Annotated in this window: 18 protein-coding genes and 1 pseudogene; 9 read left to right on the forward strand and 10 right to left on the reverse strand. The window is 39.3% G+C overall.

What is annotated here, in order from left to right:
- Window positions 1-13: 13 nt before the first annotated feature.
- From LK453_RS13720 to LK453_RS13745, 5 genes are all read right to left on the reverse strand, one after another.
- A protein-coding gene (locus LK453_RS13720) for an IS3 family transposase (RefSeq protein ID WP_201542363.1) occupies window positions 14-1179 on the reverse strand; the annotation gives its coding sequence in 2 pieces (ribosomal slippage) (window positions 14-921 and window positions 921-1179; 1167 coding nt in all).
- Between the two features lie 53 nt (window positions 1180-1232).
- Window positions 1233-1559 (reverse strand): hypothetical protein, encoded by a 327-nt coding sequence (locus tag LK453_RS13725; RefSeq protein ID WP_201542351.1) that lies wholly within the window; start codon window positions 1557-1559, stop codon window positions 1233-1235.
- Window positions 1556-2077 (reverse strand): hypothetical protein, encoded by a 522-nt coding sequence (locus LK453_RS13730; protein WP_201542349.1) that lies wholly within the window; start codon window positions 2075-2077, stop codon window positions 1556-1558. Before LK453_RS13730 ends, LK453_RS13725 begins: the two co-directional genes overlap by 4 nt.
- Window positions 2078-3053: 976 nt before the next feature.
- Window positions 3054-4219 (reverse strand): IS3-like element ISPpy1 family transposase gene (locus tag LK453_RS13735; RefSeq protein WP_169393513.1). Its coding sequence is split into 2 segments (ribosomal slippage): window positions 3054-3946 and window positions 3946-4219, totalling 1167 coding nucleotides; the frame shifts between segments, so codons are not numbered across the junction.
- 422 nt (window positions 4220-4641) lie between these two features.
- On the reverse strand, window positions 4642-4869 hold the full coding sequence (locus LK453_RS13745) for a tetratricopeptide repeat protein (protein WP_201542391.1): 228 nt from the start codon (window positions 4867-4869) through the stop codon (window positions 4642-4644).
- 13 nt (window positions 4870-4882) lie between these two features.
- Between LK453_RS13745 and LK453_RS13750 the strand changes: the two genes are divergently transcribed.
- The 7 genes from LK453_RS13750 (at window position 4883) to LK453_RS13780 (ending at window position 12272) form a co-directional block, all read left to right on the forward strand.
- Window positions 4883-6048, forward strand: a protein-coding gene (locus LK453_RS13750; protein ID WP_201542363.1) for an IS3 family transposase whose coding sequence is annotated in 2 segments (ribosomal slippage) — window positions 4883-5141 and window positions 5141-6048 — 1167 coding nt in all. Because the reading frame shifts where the segments join, the coding sequence is not laid out codon by codon here.
- 30 nt (window positions 6049-6078) lie between these two features.
- Complete coding sequence (locus LK453_RS13755) at window positions 6079-7128, forward strand: tetratricopeptide repeat protein (RefSeq protein ID WP_201542345.1); 1050 nt, start codon at window positions 6079-6081, stop codon at window positions 7126-7128.
- Between the two features lie 8 nt (window positions 7129-7136).
- The gene (locus LK453_RS13760; protein ID WP_227954004.1) at window positions 7137-7967 is read left to right on the forward strand and encodes an AAA family ATPase; all 831 of its coding nucleotides are present in this window, start codon (window positions 7137-7139) and stop codon (window positions 7965-7967) included.
- 67 nt (window positions 7968-8034) lie between these two features.
- Entirely contained in the window at window positions 8035-9048 is a 1014-nt protein-coding gene (locus tag LK453_RS13765) for an IS4 family transposase (RefSeq protein WP_227945131.1), read from the forward strand.
- Between the two features lie 10 nt (window positions 9049-9058).
- A complete protein-coding gene (locus LK453_RS13770; RefSeq protein ID WP_201542392.1) occupies window positions 9059-9544 on the forward strand; it encodes a 3'-5' exonuclease in 486 nt (161 codons plus the stop codon).
- Window positions 9545-9617: 73 nt separating this feature from the next.
- Complete coding sequence (locus LK453_RS13775; RefSeq protein ID WP_227953986.1) at window positions 9618-10319, forward strand: IS1 family transposase; 702 nt, start codon at window positions 9618-9620, stop codon at window positions 10317-10319.
- A 105-nt stretch (window positions 10320-10424) separates the two neighbouring features.
- Window positions 10425-12272 (forward strand): hypothetical protein, encoded by a 1848-nt coding sequence (locus tag LK453_RS13780; protein ID WP_201542341.1) that lies wholly within the window; start codon window positions 10425-10427, stop codon window positions 12270-12272.
- Window positions 12273-12281: 9 nt separating this feature from the next.
- Here LK453_RS13780 and LK453_RS13785 read toward each other — a convergent pair.
- Both LK453_RS13785 and LK453_RS13790 read right to left on the reverse strand, forming a co-directional pair.
- A protein-coding gene (locus LK453_RS13785) for an IS3-like element ISPpy1 family transposase (RefSeq protein WP_169393513.1) occupies window positions 12282-13447 on the reverse strand; the annotation gives its coding sequence in 2 pieces (ribosomal slippage) (window positions 12282-13174 and window positions 13174-13447; 1167 coding nt in all).
- Window positions 13448-13690: 243 nt separating this feature from the next.
- Window positions 13691-13825: pseudogene (locus tag LK453_RS13790) on the reverse strand (transposase domain-containing protein); the annotation flags it as partial.
- Window positions 13826-13881: 56 nt separating this feature from the next.
- On the opposite strand from LK453_RS13790, the gene LK453_RS13795 reads away from it, so the two are divergent.
- The gene (locus LK453_RS13795) at window positions 13882-14385 is read left to right on the forward strand and encodes a winged helix-turn-helix domain-containing protein (protein ID WP_227954005.1); all 504 of its coding nucleotides are present in this window, start codon (window positions 13882-13884) and stop codon (window positions 14383-14385) included.
- Window positions 14386-14426: 41 nt separating this feature from the next.
- Entirely contained in the window at window positions 14427-14939 is a 513-nt protein-coding gene (locus LK453_RS13800) for an IS630 family transposase (protein WP_322746167.1), read from the forward strand.
- On the opposite strand, the gene tnpC is transcribed toward LK453_RS13800, so the two are convergent.
- The 3 genes from tnpC to tnpA are packed head-to-tail and all read right to left on the reverse strand — an operon-like array spanning window position 14886 to window position 17353.
- Window positions 14886-16574 carry an IS66 family transposase gene (gene tnpC, locus LK453_RS13805; protein WP_227954006.1) on the reverse strand — a complete coding sequence of 563 codons (1689 nt, stop codon included), beginning with the start codon at window positions 16572-16574 and terminating at the stop codon, window positions 14886-14888. The genes LK453_RS13800 and tnpC overlap by 54 nt on opposite strands.
- Window positions 16575-16616: 42 nt before the next feature.
- Window positions 16617-16961, reverse strand: a complete 345-nt coding sequence (tnpB, locus tag LK453_RS13810) for an IS66 family insertion sequence element accessory protein TnpB (protein ID WP_227954007.1) — start codon at window positions 16959-16961, stop codon at window positions 16617-16619.
- Window positions 16958-17353, reverse strand: coding sequence for an IS66-like element accessory protein TnpA (gene tnpA, locus LK453_RS13815; protein ID WP_227954008.1), 396 nt, complete (start codon window positions 17351-17353; stop codon window positions 16958-16960). The genes tnpB and tnpA overlap by 4 nt, the downstream gene beginning before the upstream one ends.
- Window positions 17354-17557: the final 204 nt, after the last annotated feature.

Here is a 17557-nt window from a genome sequence, read left to right on the forward strand (position 1 = left end):
TGGGAGATTTTAATTACGCAGCCTGACGGTAGAAATCAACCCAAACCTGTCTTGGCGATCTCATACCTAAATCTTGCTGAATCCTCGTTTGGTTGTAATCTAACTCAATATATTTGATGATACTGTTAATAGCCTCAAATCGAGTTCTATAATTATGATGATATACCAACTCATTCTTTAAGACGCCCCAGAAGCTCTCTATTGGTGCATTGTCGAAACAATTACCTTTCGCACTCATTGAACCTTTAAAACCGTGTTTACTGATGATTGTGCGATAATCATCGCTACAGTACTGACTACCTCTATCTGAATGCACAATAAGACCTTGGCTAGGTTGTTTATCCTTGATCGCTTTATTTAAGGCCTTACAGACTAAATCAGCCTTCATACGTTTATCGATAGCGTAGCCAACCAATTCTTTGGTATACAAGTCTTTAACACCTGCCAAATAAAGCCAACCCTCATCTGTCCAAATATAGGTGATATCACTGACCCATGCACAATTAGGACGATTGACGCCAAATTGTTGTTTAAGCAAATTAGGATAGATTCGCTTGTTATGGCCTGAGTCCGTTGTCACTTTAAAGCGCTTATGACGTCTACATTTGATGTCATGTTCTTCCTTGATACTACGTACCATATACTTGCTGACATCGTGCCCTTGTTCACTTAAGTGTGCGTGTAGACGCTGATAACCATATCGCTCTTTAGTCTCACTGTGAGCAGCTTTAACAAGTAGCTCACAGTGATTACGATGTATTTGCTGAGTACTGATATCACGCTTCGTCCAGTCATAGTAGCTTGATGGTTTGATATCAAGGATTTTACACATGCTGGTAATGCTAAATTCATATTTGTGATGGTCAATAAAGGCGTACCTTACTGACCGTTCCTTGCAAAGTACGCCGTGGCCTTTTTTAGTATCTCTCGCTCTTCTTGTGCAATCTTTAACTCTCGCTTTAAACGCTTATTCTCTTCAATAACGGCCATTAATTCAGAATCAAACTGTTTAGTACCTTTGAGCTTACCTTGATTAGCTTTCCGTTGCCAATTAGCTAGCGTTTGCATTGGTAGCCCTAACTGCCTTGCTGTGGCACTGACATTGCCACCATTATTTTCTATTGCTTTGACCGCTTCTGCTTTAAATTCTTCACTATATCTCTTAACTTTCTTAGTCATGGTAAACTCCTATTTGTCTTCTTTAGTTTACCAAGCTTTTGTCTACGGTTTTTTCAGCATACATCAGTTATTGCTACCCAGAACGCTTTATGCATGTCATTTTTGGCAGCATCTATAAGTATTGCGATAAGCTGGTGCTTAAACGACTTACCTTTAAACCACTTTCGTGATATTTCATATTTGTACGACTTAATGCTTGCTAACTGATCTACCTCTTCGCCTTTAAAAGTCTCTTCAGTAGTTAAACTAAGGTGCAATTTGACTATCAACTCATTTAAAGCTGCACATAATTCTGTGTCTAACACTGATGTGGCACACTCCAAAGCAATCTTTAAATCAGATAAATCGATAATTACCATGTCTTCAACTGAATCTGTCATAGCATACGACCTCGTGAACGATCGAAAGTAGACTGTGATATGCCAACCCGCTCTAGATAATCAGCAATTGTGAACTTGTTTTTTCCTAAAATACTGTTCCACTCATCTTGCTTTAACTGCCTTTTTAGTACCTTATATATCTCAACATGACATAGGTTTGATCTCTTTCTAGAAATTGCCTGTAAAACGCTCAATGTTTCAATCACTAAGTTAACTTTTAGATTTTTAATCTTACTCCAACTAATAATCTCTAACTTACTACCCAGAAGCTTTTGAGAAAGGGATTCTTTTTTTAATAGCACTAGTAGACCAAAGTTATTAGCTAACCAGTAGGATCCTTTAACTTTCTGGTGAAGAGCAATGGGTTGTTGTATTAGATATTGCAATAGGTGGCAATGCTTGTCGCGGGTAATCTCATTGACCAAATGATATTGATATAGTTTATATAGCTCATTTATAGATTCATCTATCAAAATATTTTGCTTCGCCAGCCAGGACAATCTAACCATTTTTGTCACTTTAAAATCCTTTTACTAAACCTTACTGACCTAAAAAACAAACCAACAATATCAATATTACTTAACAGCTCAATAAAAAACACTACCTAGAAAAGCTTTGTACTACATGTTGTATATATATGAAGCCTTTTAATTATGTGTATTATAGTGAGCATAGCTCTTATTCATAAGCACTGTAGATTAAGTATTACTTAAATATTAAAATATATTATTTTTTGTATGTTTAGTAAGTTAAGAAACAACAGTCCATTTTTACACTACATGAAGTACTGAACATAAAATCTTATTAAAGTAAGAATAAGATTTTGGCATTTCTACTTTTTATTACGTGATACAAGTTATTTAGAGGTTTTAATCGAAAAAAGGCATCAATGCTTCAAACATTGATGCCTTTTTTCGATTAATAATAGACTAATTTTTTATTTATATATCAGTAGCATAAATATAGGTGCTGTTTATTGAACTCATAAGGAATATAGAACTTTGTTAATGATATCTTTGCCATTTAATGTTCCTTGCTAAGCTAAATATATGTGAACCTTTTAAAGGGGTATGTTTTTGTAGACCTATCTATTTATTTATTATTTCAGTCAAAGAGTACGAAAGATTATTTGGCAGGCCTGTTAATATAGTAAGTTTATTGTGATCGGTATAAAACTAAGGCAAGATAATTACAAATACAGTTAAAAGGTCTCAATAATATATTTGGAGCAAAAAAGCATCAATGCTTAGCACTGATGCTTTTTTTTATTAGGATAACTTTAACAGTGAACAGAACAATCTCACCACTGCGTTTTATAGATGCAAAATTTAAAACCGCAGTTGTTATTCTGCTGACTATTCGTGGGCTTAACTAATACCTTGGCTATCTGCTATTTACACTCTGCTGTCTCTAGCTGATAGTAATGGCGAATTATTTTAATGTCAAAGATCAGGTAGGCTAAATAAGGTACTCCCCAATGTCTAGACCAAATTATCATAAAATTAAGATAGAGTTGGGTTGATAAAACGATTTATTATCCGAACTATTGTTAGCCAGATAAACCTGTGCAGGAGTATGGTAATCGAGCGACTGATGTAAACGCTCATGATTGTAAAACTCGAAATACTCTTTCAAACCTGCTCTTGCCTGACTGACTGTCTCAAACTGTCGCAAATACACGCATTCATACTTCACTGACCGCCAAAGCCTTTCCACAAAGATATTATCCAGTGCCCTACCGCGACCATCCATACTGATAGCAATACCCTGCTCAATGAGCGGTCTGGTAAATCTTGGGCTGGTAAACTGAGAGCCTTGATCTGTATTAAAAATCTCACAGCGTAACCCATTGTGCAATAAGCTGCTCACCGTATCCACGCAGAAATCCGCCTCAAGCGTGGTAGATAGCGACCAGTCTAGAACATAACGACTGTACCAATCTATCACCGCCATCAAATATACGAAGCCCTTGGCTAGGCGAATATAGGTGATATCAGTACTCCACACTTGATTACAACGGCTAATCGGTACATGCCTAAGCAAGTACGGGTAAACTTGATGCTCAGAGTTAGGCTTACTCGTGTTAGGATGCTGATAAATAGCGTCTAGCCCCATTTGCCGTAGTAAGCGCCTAACTCGCTTTTCTCCCACTTGATAGCCTAGTTGCCTCAAATACGCTGTCATGCGTTTAACCCCATAAAATGGGGTCTTGGTGTACTGCTGGTCAAGCAGGTTCATCAGGGTAATATCAAGCTCGCTGATGGGCTTTGGCTGATAGTACAGACTTGAGCGGTTGATACTGAGTAATTCACATTGCTTACGAACACTAAAATCCTTGTTGTCAGGTTCTAGCAGTTGTTTACGAGTGCTCAGGGTAGCTGTAAGGACTTTTTTTTAAGCCAGTCTCTTTCGCTTATAACTTGCCCTAGCTGCCTATGTAGTTCATCGATAATAGCTTGCTGGGCTTGTTCGTTGGCTTGCTGTTTGGTATTGAATGCAGTAGGGATAACTGCCAAAGCCTGCTTTTTCCAGTTGCTGATTTGGGTTGCATGAACCCCATATTCTGTGGTTAACTCGTTGAGGGTCTTGTGTTCTTTGATGGCTTCAACGGCGACTTTGCTTTTAAATTCAGCATTGTGACGCTTACGTACTTTTGTCATTAGATAGACCTCTTTTTCTAAAGGTTATTCTATCTTATTTGCTACAATTTTTTGGTCTAGTTTTCCGGGAGTATTATAAAACATGCGCTAATACTTCTGACTGTAATATAATGTTGAACAAGCTCTTTGAGCCTTGAGGAGGCTACCTCTTTTTGAAATACACTCTATAAGATATCTAATTTTAGATGTTATTCGGTATATACCTTCTTGAGAAGAGCATTCTTAACCTCTATTTCTTTGAGAAAAAAGATTAGTGAGGCATCCATACCGCCGTACTTTCTTCTCTATTAATAGAAAGTAGAAATCTCATGCTGATATTTTAGTAGTTGGATATTCCTAATCAAATAGTGGTCTATTATCCAACTACAGGTAGCACTTGAATGGTTGCTCTAGGATATTCCTTAAAGAAACTACTTAATGTTTTAGAGTGTTATTAGATCGAGGTTATGTCTCGCGTCTGCATGCCCTTGACCAGCGGCTTCTATATACCATTTAGCAGCCTTTTCAAGATCTGTAATACCTGCAACACCTGTATGATACATTACCCCCATATTAAATTGAGCATCAACATAACCCTGATTGGCAGACTTCAAATACTGATGTATGCTGAAAAAACCGTAGACAAAAGCTTGGTAAACTAAAGAAGACAAATAGGAGTTTACCATGACTAAGAAAGTTAAGAGATATAGTGAAGAATTTAAAGCAGAAGCGGTCAAAGCAATAGAAAATAATGGTGGCAATGTCAGTGCCACAGCAAGGCAGTTAGGGCTACCAATGCAAACGCTAGCTAATTGGCAACGGAAAGCTAATCAAGGTAAGCTCAAAGGTACTAAACAGTTTGATTCTGAATTAATGGCCGTTATTGAAGAGAATAAGCGTTTAAAGCGAGAGTTAAAGATTGCACAAGAAGAGCGAGAGATACTAAAAAAGGCCACGGCGTACTTTGCAAGGAACGGTCAGTAAGGTACGCCTTTATTGACCATCACAAATATGAATTTAGCATTACCAGCATGTGTAAAATCCTTGATATCAAACCATCAAGCTACTATGACTGGACGAAGCGTGATATCAGTACTCAGCAAATACATCGTAATCACTGTGAGCTACTTGTTAAAGCTGCTCACAGTGAGACTAAAGAGCGATATGGTTATCAGCGTCTACACGCACACTTAAGTGAACAAGGGCACGATGTCAGCAAGTATATGGTACGTAGTATCAAGGAAGAACATGACATCAAATGTAGACGTCATAAGCGCTTTAAAGTGACAACGGACTCAGGCCATAACAAGCGAATCTATCCTAATTTGCTTAAACAACAATTTGGCGTCAATCGTCCTAATTGTGCATGGGTCAGTGATATCACCTATATTTGGACAGATGAGGGTTGGCTTTATTTGGCAGGTGTTAAAGACTTGTATACCAAAGAATTGGTTGGCTACGCTATCGATAAACGTATGAAGGCTGATTTAGTCTGTAAGGCCTTAAATAAAGCGATCAAGGATAAACAACCTAGCCAAGGTCTTATTGTGCATTCAGATAGAGGTAGTCAGTACTGTAGCGATGATTATCGCACAATCATCAGTAAACACGGTTTTAAAGGTTCAATGAGTGCGAAAGGTAATTGTTTCGACAATGCACCAATAGAGAGCTTCTGGGGCGTCTTAAAGAATGAGTTGGTATATCATCATAATTATAGAACTCGATTTGAGGCTATTAACAGTATCATCAAATATATTGAGTTAGATTACAACCAAACGAGGATTCAGCAAGATTTAGGTATGAGATCGCCAAGACAGGTTTGGGTTGATTTCTACCGTCAGGCTGCGTAATTAAAATCTCCCAAGTTTAGGTGTACGGATTTGACGGCAGGGGTCAGTTTCAGCTATCACGGATTAGATATAGATTTCATTCAGCCTATAACTTCAGAAAGTATTTATATTATTACTAAAAATGAAATTTTAGAAACTATTATACCTGCCTCCTCTCCTGTTCCTAATCCTTCAGCTTTTGAAACCACTCTAGTTGTTGCAAATAGTAAGCAGTCCAGTATCGAATTGCCAATTTGTGTAGGTAACAAAAACAAGCTGCTAGGTATCATCACAATTGACTCAGATAATGAATATTTCAATATAGGTGATGAAGTTCATGTTACGGCCTCCATCAACCAAGAAAAACTTTTAAGTATCACAGCTTCAGTTGCAGGTAAAACCGTTGCATCAAGCATCCTAAATCCATTATCAAATGAAGAGCTTACTGAAACTGAGTCTAGATTATTGAAAGCCAAACAAGCCTTTAATCAAGACTTATTAGACTATAAGGGACGACCAAGAATACATGTAGTAAAAGCATATGCGGATGCCGCTTTAGATGCCGGTGCGTATGAACTTGCTGCAGAGCTATACCAAGGCATTGAAAGAATGGATAGTACCTATGATTATTCAACGACTATATGCTATGCATATGCTAGAGCTGGACGGCCTAATTTAGCTAATGAGTGGGCTAATTTAGCTTATAAACGCAAGCCTAATGCTGTTAATGCATATAACTTATCCTGTAGATATTCTGGTCCTGAGCAAGAGAAATATCTTAGATTAGCGCTTGAACATGATCCTTCATACGATAGTGCTTTGATTGTATTGGGTCGCATTCTGCATAGCAGAGGAGATAAAGAAGGTCGTGAATTACTTGAGAAAGCTAAAAATAATATAATGTCTGGCTATGACTTTGGATATATTGACTATGATGAAGCTGAAGACCTTCTAAAAATAAGTCGTATACTGAATGATGATGATACAAAACGTAAAGCTGAAAAGTTGATTGAAGAAATTAAAAGTAAGGAAAAATCATCTGTATACTCTGATAATAATCTTGTACAAACAAAAAATAATAATAACTTACTTAATAAATAGAGGTTCCTATGGCTTGGTGGATACCGTTTAATAAACTCAGAGATAGACAGACACGCTATATTAATGAAATGCTTAAGTCAGTTAGGGAAGGTAAAAAGACCGTTTACTGGGTTCAAGGCTTTGCGGGTACTGGTAAGACGACTGTCCTAGCTAACTTAGCAGTTAAACTAAGGGCAGATCGAAAGTCTTTGGGAGTTCGTGAGACTTATTGCTTTATTACGTATACTCATGCCATGAAAGAACTGATAAAGAAGACATTTGTTGCAGAGAATAAAGGCTTTATAAACATTCAAACACATACGAAATTTTTAAGGGACCAAAAGAAGTATGACTTTGTATTTCTCGATGAGGTACAAGACATTAGTCCTAATGATTTAAACAGAATAAAAGCTCTTTCGAACTTCTTATTTATAGCTGGTGACTGCGAACAAAGTATTTATCAGGGAAGCGCTGAAGAAACTCAAATCGATGAAATCTTTAAACCCAATAAGCTTGTTTTTACAGAGATTCTAAGACTAACAAAATCCATGAGAGACTTAGCCAAAAAAATACTTCCTGATAGCAGAATTAATGAAGGCTCTCCAGAAAATACAAATGGCGATAATACACCCTTAATTGTTGAGTTTGACAGTGAGGCATCTGAATTTAGCTGGATTGCTGATAATGCGGTTCAGCGCGCAGCGCCAGGCAGCCCGAGTTGCATATTATTCACACACCATTCAGATATTAAAAAATTCTTTTATCAAATATCTCTGCACACGACAAAAAAACAAAAAAGTCTGTTAAAGCAAAGGCATAATAGTAATTTTCAAGACGAATCAGACCATGCCAAACTTTAACAGACTTAGTGAAACTTTAACCCAAAACCTGAGTATGAACAAGGCAAGAATCACATGTTTGAGCCTAATGATAATAGCCCTGATTACTGCTCAAAGCAGTAATCTTAAAAAAATAGCAAGACACCTTCCTAAGGGTGGTAAAACCGACAGTCACTATCGCAGACTACAGCGATTTTTTGCCGAAGCGAGGACAGACTACGATCAACTGGCTTTAATGATATATCGACTATTTAGGCTAGGCAAAGTCACCTTAACCATTGACCGTACCAACTGGAAATGGGGTAAAAGTAACCTCAACATCTTTATGCTAGGGGTGGTATATAAAGGGATAGCCATCCCCTTATACTGGCAAATGCTAGATAAGCGAGGTAATACAAACCATCTTGAACGCTGTGAACTTATTGAGCGGTTTATCAAACAATTTGGCAAAGATAACCTTGAGATGATAGTAGCGGACAGAGAGTTTGTTGGCGAAAAATGGTTTAACTGGCTCACCAATAATCACATACCCTTTGCCATACGGATTAAGAAGAACAGTAAAGTTAAGAATCATCATGGCAAGTTGGTACAGATTAAAGAATTATTTCGCCATGTTAGCCATCAAGAAACATATCGACATGGGCGAATACTGACTGTCGATGGTTGTTTGGTTCGAGTATTTGCCAAGCGTGATAAAGACTATGATTTAGTGATTGTGGCAACCAATCAACTAGAAACAGTGGATGCGATGACAAGCTATGCTAAGCGTTGGGAAATTGAGACTTTATTTGCTTGTCTAAAGGGGCGTGGCTTTAATCTTGAAGATACCCACTTAACCCATCTTGATCGGGTCAGTAAATTAGTCGCAGTGAACGCCTTAGCATTTTGTTGGGCTTATCATGTCGGTATTTATAAAGACAAAGATAAGCCGTTAAAACGCAAGTTAAAGTCAAACGCTCGACCTCAAGCCAGTTTGTTTGCGCTTGGCCTGGATTTATTGATCGAAGGTCTTCGCTTGGTGTTTTTTAACAATGATAAGACTGTATTTCGACAGTTAGTTAGCTTTTTAACCCCTAAACCTATGAAAATCGGGTGGGGATGATTTTTTTGTCGTGTGCAGAGATCAAATATATAAATCTCAAAATATATCTCCAGCTGGACCTTTTGAAGACGTTAATCTAAATGACCATAATACTAAACTTGACTATAGGCAAGTTAATGGCTATTTCAAACGTCACAAGCTACCTTATAGGTATTTAGGTAATAGCTTTGGCGAATTGGACGAAAGTGATAAGCAGCCTATTGTTTTTATCATGACCTACCATAGCTCAAAAGGGTTAGATTTCGATACAGTTTACGTTCCTCAATTGACTATTAACAAGCAGATAGTACTTCCACACGTTTTAGAAAAATCTCCAGGCTTAGATCAAAGGCTTTTATTTGTTGCTGTAACTCGGAGTCGTAAGGACCTATTCTTAACCTATAGTGGGAAAGCATCTCATAAATACATCACCGATTTACCAGCTGGTAGCTATGAGAAAATTGAAAACCCACATTTAGTAGATGATGATGAAGAAGACGATTGGGATATATTCTAATGGAAAATAATAAGGTGGTGGTTCAAAAAGTAGGCTGAAAAAAAACAGGCTGAGAAATTGATAAAATAGTGAAATGCAAATCACACTATACATCAAATGCCCAGCCTGTCTAAGTGACAGTATAAAGAAAAATGGCTTCAAAAGCTATGGTAAACAAAACTATAAATGCAAAGACTGCAAACGGCAGTTTATTGGCGACCATGCCTTAACGTACCAAGGCTGTCACTCCCAAAAAGATAGCAAAATACGCCATCTTATGGTTCGAGGCAGTGGCATAAAAGACATCGCTTGCGTTGAGAGAATCAGCAAAGGCAAAGTACTGGCCACCCTAAAAAAGTGTCACTACCAAATAACCCCCAAGCAAAGGCAATACGACTGTCTTGAAGTCGATGAGCTTTGGACATTCGTAGGCAAGAAGACCAACAAACAATGGCTAATTTATGCCTATCACCGTGACACAGGTGAAATTGTTGCCTATGTGTGGGGAAAACGAGACCTTAACACTGTCAAAAAGCTTAAAGCTAAACTGCAAGCCTTAGGCGTAAGTTGTGCTAGAATCGCTAGTGATACCTGGGATAGCTTTGTTACCGGTTTTAAGGGCTTTACCCAAGTCATTGGCAAGTTTTTCACGGTCGGTATTGAAGGTAATAATTGCACTATCAGACATCGAGTAAGGCGAGCATTTAGGCGAAGTTGTAACTTTTCTAAAAAGCTGGAAAATCACTTTAAAGCCTTTGATTTAGCTTTCTTTTACATCAATCATGGATATGTCTAATGTCAGCCTACTTTTTGAACCACCACCAATAATAATTCTATAGCAAACAGCAACTGTATACTTATTACCCACAAGGAATGGTTGGATTGGCTAGCATTCGGCTACTTGCGTACTTCACCATCACGCATTACTTATTTTGATGGATCTCAATCAAGTTTCGAACTACTATTAAGCTACAGTACGATTAGTATCGGCTCAATTACAGAAGAAGATGGCTTTTTGATAGCTAGCTTGGTTGATGACTATAACGACTCAGACCTCCATATATCGCGAAATTCTTCTACATTGTATATATCCATACAAGCTGTTCAAACTTTTTATTCATTGACACATCACGCACTTAATCTGCTAGAAAATGAGATTTTACAGTCTCACTCTATTGTTAGATATGACCCAAGCATTGAGCGTCTCTGGACTGAGTGGGTAGGTTATCAAATTAAACTAAGAGATCATGATAAAGGAAATAAACTTCTTGAAATACTCGATTATCCTAAGTTTTTAGAAACCCCAGATCTTATTAATAATAATTTATTTAATGATATATTAATAAGCTATGGTCATACACAGCTACCTGAGAAGCTAAAGAGCTTTCATAACAAAACATTATATCCTTGGTTATTCATTAACTATAAATTAAGTAAAAATAATAAAAATATATTCAACAATTGTAGGGCTTTACGGAAAGAAATTAAGGAGTTAGATGACGCCTACTCAAATGGTGCAGAATCTTATATTCAAACTGATAATAGCCCTCTGACTCATCAGCCATTTTTAGTATCTGAAAAAGTGCTCCTCGATAATATAGTTAATTCCGAAAGCCACTTTTTAGCATCATCATTCTTAGCTCATTATTACAACCTTTCGGATAATAATTATTTAGAAAGTAACCTAGAGTTCTTGAAGAAAGACTTAGCGTTTTTAGACACCCTATATTCAAAAACTGACTTTTCTAAACTTATTATATATTATTTAGGTAGAAGATTAGATGAAGGCTATTTAAACTATCTATATAACGCTAAAAATATAAGTCAACTGCAATCTAATGTGTTTGATATTAATTTCTTCTCTGAATTAGAGAGAACTGAACTACCCGTAAGTAACTTTAATGAAGAAGATATCCAAAATATCGTAAATGACGTCAAAGCTAAGGCTGAAGAAATAGAGCGTATTTATAATGAAAGTCTAAATAAGCCACAAGAGCAACAAAGTGTAAAGAATACTCCTGAACAAAACACAACTAATGATAAAGAAAAAATCACTAAGCCTCATTCAGGCGAAGATACATCTAATGGTCTAAAAGCAGAAAATGTATCGACAGGTGATTCCGAAGGTCAGAATACTAAGAATAATACTAACCCTAATCAGCTCGAGTCAGAAACTGCGGTCTCATCTACCGACGAAAACTCTATAAGCGGCTCTCAAGGTGATGCTCAACCAGCCCAACAAGCGGCTAATGATTTGACTGATAGTGATACTCTAATGAATCAACCTACTCCCCAAGATGATAAAGAGAATACCGATGCTCTGGACTCGGAAAACCAGGATATCGCTAGGCAGGTAGATGAATCTAGTGATGATTACCCAAACAATAAAGAAGAAGCTAATCATAACAAGCCCAGTAGCTCTAATAAGGATGAGCTAAATAAAATAGGGGGTGCAAACCAGATAGGTTTGTCACCAACGAAATCTCCGGATAATCAAGTTGAAGGAGTGGGAAATAAAAGTGTTAATACCAACGTTAATAATACAGAGCAAGAAAATCAGGACCTTACTTCTAGTGAACAAATGTCATTCCTCGATAATTTTATAGAGGTTGATAGAAGTCAGTTAATTCAAGATGCCAAAAATGTAATATCGGAATTAGCATCAGACGAGAAGACAAGTGGTAGCGCTTTTAAAAAGCACTTTTTAAGAAAACGACCTGAATATATTAAGGTACTCCCCAATGTCTAGACCAAATTATCATAAAATTAAGATAGAGTTGGGTTGATAAAACGATTTATTATCCGAACTATTGTTAGCCAGATAAACCTGTGCAGGAGTATGGTAATCGAGCGACTGATGTAAACGCTCATGATTGTAAAACTCGAAATACTCTTTCAAACCTGCTCTTGCCTGACTGACTGTCTCAAACTGTCGCAAATACACGCATTCATACTTCACTGACCGCCAAAGCCTTTCCACAAAGATATTATCCAGTGCCCTACCGCGACCATCCATACTGATAGCAATACCCTGCTCAATGAGCGGTCTGGTAAATCTTGGGCTGGTAAACTGAGAGCCTTGATCTGTATTAAAAATCTCACAGCGTAACCCATTGTGCAATAAGCTGCTCACCGTATCCACGCAGAAATCCGCCTCAAGCGTGGTAGATAGCGACCAGTCTAGAACATAACGACTGTACCAATCTATCACCGCCATCAAATATACGAAGCCCTTGGCTAGGCGAATATAGGTGATATCAGTACTCCACACTTGATTACAACGGCTAATCGGTACATGCCTAAGCAAGTACGGGTAAACTTGATGCTCAGAGTTAGGCTTACTCGTGTTAGGATGCTGATAAATAGCGTCTAGCCCCATTTGCCGTAGTAAGCGCCTAACTCGCTTTTCTCCCACTTGATAGCCTAGTTGCCTCAAATACGCTGTCATGCGTTTAACCCCATAAAATGGGGTCTTGGTGTACTGCTGGTCAAGCAGGTTCATCAGGGTAATATCAAGCTCGCTGATGGGCTTTGGCTGATAGTACAGACTTGAGCGGTTGATACTGAGTAATTCACATTGCTTACGAACACTAAAATCCTTGTTGTCAGGTTCTAGCAGTTGTTTACGAGTGCTCAGGGTAGCTGTAAGGACTTTTTTTTAAGCCAGTCTCTTTCGCTTATAACTTGCCCTAGCTGCCTATGTAGTTCATCGATAATAGCTTGCTGGGCTTGTTCGTTGGCTTGCTGTTTGGTATTGAATGCAGTAGGGATAACTGCCAAAGCCTGCTTTTTCCAGTTGCTGATTTGGGTTGCATGAACCCCATATTCTGTGGTTAACTCGTTGAGGGTCTTGTGTTCTTTGATGGCTTCAACGGCGACTTTGCTTTTAAATTCAGCATTGTGACGCTTACGTACTTTTGTCATTAGATAGACCTCTTTTTCTAAAGGTTATTCTATCTTATTTGCTACAATTTTTTGGTCTAGTTTTCCGGGAGTATTATATATCGAGATATTCTCAGACTGCAAAAAACTTAAAGATTTTTATGCATCCTTCGCTGAACAAGCTGGCATTGATGAAATGAAAGACTATACTCGCTTCACTCAATTTGAGAAGGAAATTTTATCTATACAGATTTAATAGACATAGCGTAAGCATCCGACCAACCCCTATTGCGGTGGCACCCAGCGATGAGGCAACAACTCATCCAGATCCTCTTGAGTAGGCAGGCGTCTTAGCACGTCTGTCAAATAAGCAGACACATCCAAGCCATTTAAGCGAGCTGACTGAATGATTGACATAATACCAATTCCACAAAATAATATACAATATAATCAACTCAACAACATAATAGAATCATATGCCGAAAAAGACCCCTAGAAATCATAAACTCACAGACCACGATTTTCTGCAACTATCTAAAACAGAAGGCAATGCCAGAGCGCGAATCAGACTACTCATGCTGCATCAACTGAGTCAAGGTCATCCTATAGCGACCGTAGCAGAGAACTTTGGCTATAACCCTAGAGGCGTCTATACCATAAGAAGGAAATACTGGTTGCATGGTATCACTAGTGTCTATGACGCAGCTGGCAGAGGCAGAAAGAGTCTTTTAGCAGAAAAAGACATAGAACCATTCAAACAAGCGATAGTAGAAGCTCAGCAGCAAAGAGGTGGTGGTAGGCTCACGGCAAAAGACATCGCACAAATCGCCAAGGAACAATTTAACGCCAACTATACCCCTAAAGCGATCTATCCTCTCATGAAACGTATTGGTATGAGCTGGATATCTGCGCGTAGTCAGCATCCTAAGGCAGATCCTAAAGTCATGGAGGCATATAAAAAAACTTCCTTGAGCAGGTAAAGCAAGTTCTACCTGATGGTGTTGATATCAAGCAAGTTGATATATGGTTTCAGGATGAAACACGTATTGGCCAACAAGGCTCTATCACAAGGGTTTGGCACTATAAAGGACAAAGACCTCGAGTCGTCAGGCAACAGCAGTTTGAATCGACTTATCTATTTGGTGCCTTTAATCCGGCGACAGGTGAGAGTGTTGGACTTGTTCTACCTTATGTGAATAAGCAAGCCATGGCATTGCATATGGAGGAAATCAGTAAAGCTGTTCCTGAAGGTCGGCATGCCGTGGTGGTTATGGATGGGGCGCTATGGCACCAACCAAGTTTGGATCAAGACAATGTGACCATGCTTAAATTGCCTCCCTACTCACCTGAGCTTAACCCTGCTGAACAGGTATGGCAGTACCTTAAACAGCATTGGTTATCTAATCGCTGTTTTGAGAGTTATGATGCGATTGTCGATGCGGCATGTGACGCTTGGAATGCATTGTGTAATGAGACTAACTTAATTAGGTCTATCACTCAGCGGGAGTGGTGCGACTTGAGTGTTATTTTTTAGAATTGGTATAATATTCGCAGCCCGCTGCCCACTTCGCAGCGAACCGGCAAACAACCAGTTTTTACGCCCAAGTGCCCACGGACGCATCTGATTCTCCGCCCAATTATTATCAATCGGCAGCCTGCCATCATCTAGATACTGAGTCAGCGCCTGCCAACGTTTCAGGCAATAATCCATCGCCTTACTAATACTGGCATTTTTAGTGGTTAACTGTCTTTTTTCTTGTAACCATTGGTGCAGCTTATCGGCAATTGGTTTGGCTTTTTCTTGCCTGATTTGCCGAACTACTTGGGGATCTCTTGGTATTGGGGGTGTATTTTTTTCAAATCGCTCATCAATCTCACGTTCAATGGCATACAACTGCCTAAATAACGTTAATGCTTCAATGCTCACGATACTTTGCCCAGTGACATGCAGTTCATGAAATTTACGCCGTGCATGAGCCAGACAAACGATTTCTGTCACACCTTGATGAAATAAGAACTTATACCCGCTGTAATCATCGCAAACCAGCTTACCGCGCCACTTATCTAAAAAGGCTTTAGGATGCTCATTACGACGACTTTCAGCAAAGTCATAGACCACCGCCTTTAAGGAGCTGTGCTGTGGCGTAAGATACGCCCAGACATAGCCTTTTTTTAATGATTTACCACCTACCTTTACATGGTTCTTCATGATAGATACCGGGGTTTCATCGGCATGTAAGATAGGCTCAGACAGTAATAGTTCATGCAAGCGACTGACTAAAGGCTCAAGGGCGACGCCGCAGCGTCCTACCCAATCTGCCATAGTAGCATCGGGGATATTTACCCCACTTCGCTGATAGATAATATTTTGCCGATATAGGGGCTGATGGTCTGCATATTTGCTAATAAGGATGTGTGCAAGCAGCTCTGGGGTGGCGATGCTTTTGTTAATAATCTGCTTGGGGGTAGCCGCTTGATGAATGATGTCACACTCACGGCATACCCATTTAGGGTAGATGTGACGCTCAATATAAAACTGCTTAGGGATAATGCCAAGTTTGTCTTGTTTATCCTCCCCAATTCGCTTCATTTGACAGCCGCAGTCACAGACGGTGGTAAGTGGTTCGTGAACCTGGGTTTTCACCTCAAGGTTGTCAGGAATCACTGTGTATTTGGCACGCTTTGTTTTTTTAGGCTGATCAGTAGCTGAAGCTGGCAGCTCATCTGTCTTCTCTTTGGCGGCTTTAAGCTCAGCCTCATCAATGAGGATTTCTGCCTGAGTACGATCAATAGCAGGGAGCTTGGCAAGCTCATCTTGGCTTAAGCCGCTAAGGTAGTCATCTCGGATTTGTTCAAGATGCGCTAAGTCCTCTTGCGCCGCCTCATAGTTTAAGTGGGTTTGTCTGGCAGTGATGCCTTCGCTTTTTTGTCCATAGAGCCGGTGAATAAGCCGCTTTTGTTTTTCGATGAGCTCAAGCACTTGTTCATATAGCTTGTGGTTTTCTTCAACCACTTGGTTAAAAAGCTGCTGTAGTTGATCGTGACTTGTGTTTGTTTGAACAAGCTGTTGCTGCAGGTGCTCATTACGCTGTTCAAGCAGGTGGATTTTCACCAGAAGCTCGGCGTAAGTGGGGTCTTTTGATAAGTCGGATAAGTTGGCAACAGTCATGGCGATATGTTGCCAGAGTTTTATTTGCCTGTCATCTGCTATTTATAGGATGGGGGTTAATTTATCTTTGCCCATGTTACGCCAAGGCAGTCCACTGATTAAGGCATTAAATTGTTCACGGTTGATGCTGATACCAGTTTGAGTGGTGGTGAGCTGTTTGGTTAAGCCATGAAATTTATTGTCATCAAGCTGACGGCTACAAAGCCATACGCCAAGCCCATCATGAATGAATACTTTTAGGCGTGTGCCTGCTTTGTTGTAAAACAGGTAGGCACAGTGAGGGCGAATGCTTTGGTGCTCGGTGAGGATGTGGGCCAGTAGTTTGCCACTACCACATCGCATGTCCATAGGCGTGGTGGATAGCCAGATGTGAGTGATGGGTATCATTGCAGTCCTCGTAGTAGGTCAATCAAGCTTTGAGTGTCTATTTGGCTAATGTTGAGGTTTATCGTCCCAGATGCTCGAGCTGTGATTTGCAGTTTGATGTTTTGTATGACGGAGGCTGAGCCTAGATGCGCACCTTCAGGCTCAAGATGGATTGGGATAAAGTGCGGGTTTGGATCATGAGACCTGTTTATAGCACCAGGTAATGTGTCAGCTTGATTCTGCTTGCGCTGATACTGGCGTTTCCAGTTATGTAGAAGGTTTTGGTTGATGCCATGCTCTCGAGCGATACTGGCAATTGATCGACCTGAGTCTGTCGCTTCTTTTACTAAAAGTGCTTTAAACTCGGCGCTGTAAGTTCTTCGTTTGGGTGTATTAGGAGATTGTGTTGTCATGTTAGTGTCCACGATTATTTGTTCATGGACACTATCTCGCATTTTTTAATAGAAAAAAAGATGGGATGGTCGGATGCTTACCTTCGTTTGGGTGTATTAGGAGATTGTGTTGTCATGTTAGTGTCCACGATTATTTGTTCGTGGACACTATCTCGCATTTTTTAATAGAAAAAAAGATGGGATGGTCGGATGCTTACGCTCGGC

The sequence above is a fragment of the Psychrobacter sanguinis genome, from assembly GCF_020736705.1.
Classification (GTDB): Bacteria; Pseudomonadota; Gammaproteobacteria; order Pseudomonadales; family Moraxellaceae; genus Psychrobacter; species Psychrobacter sanguinis.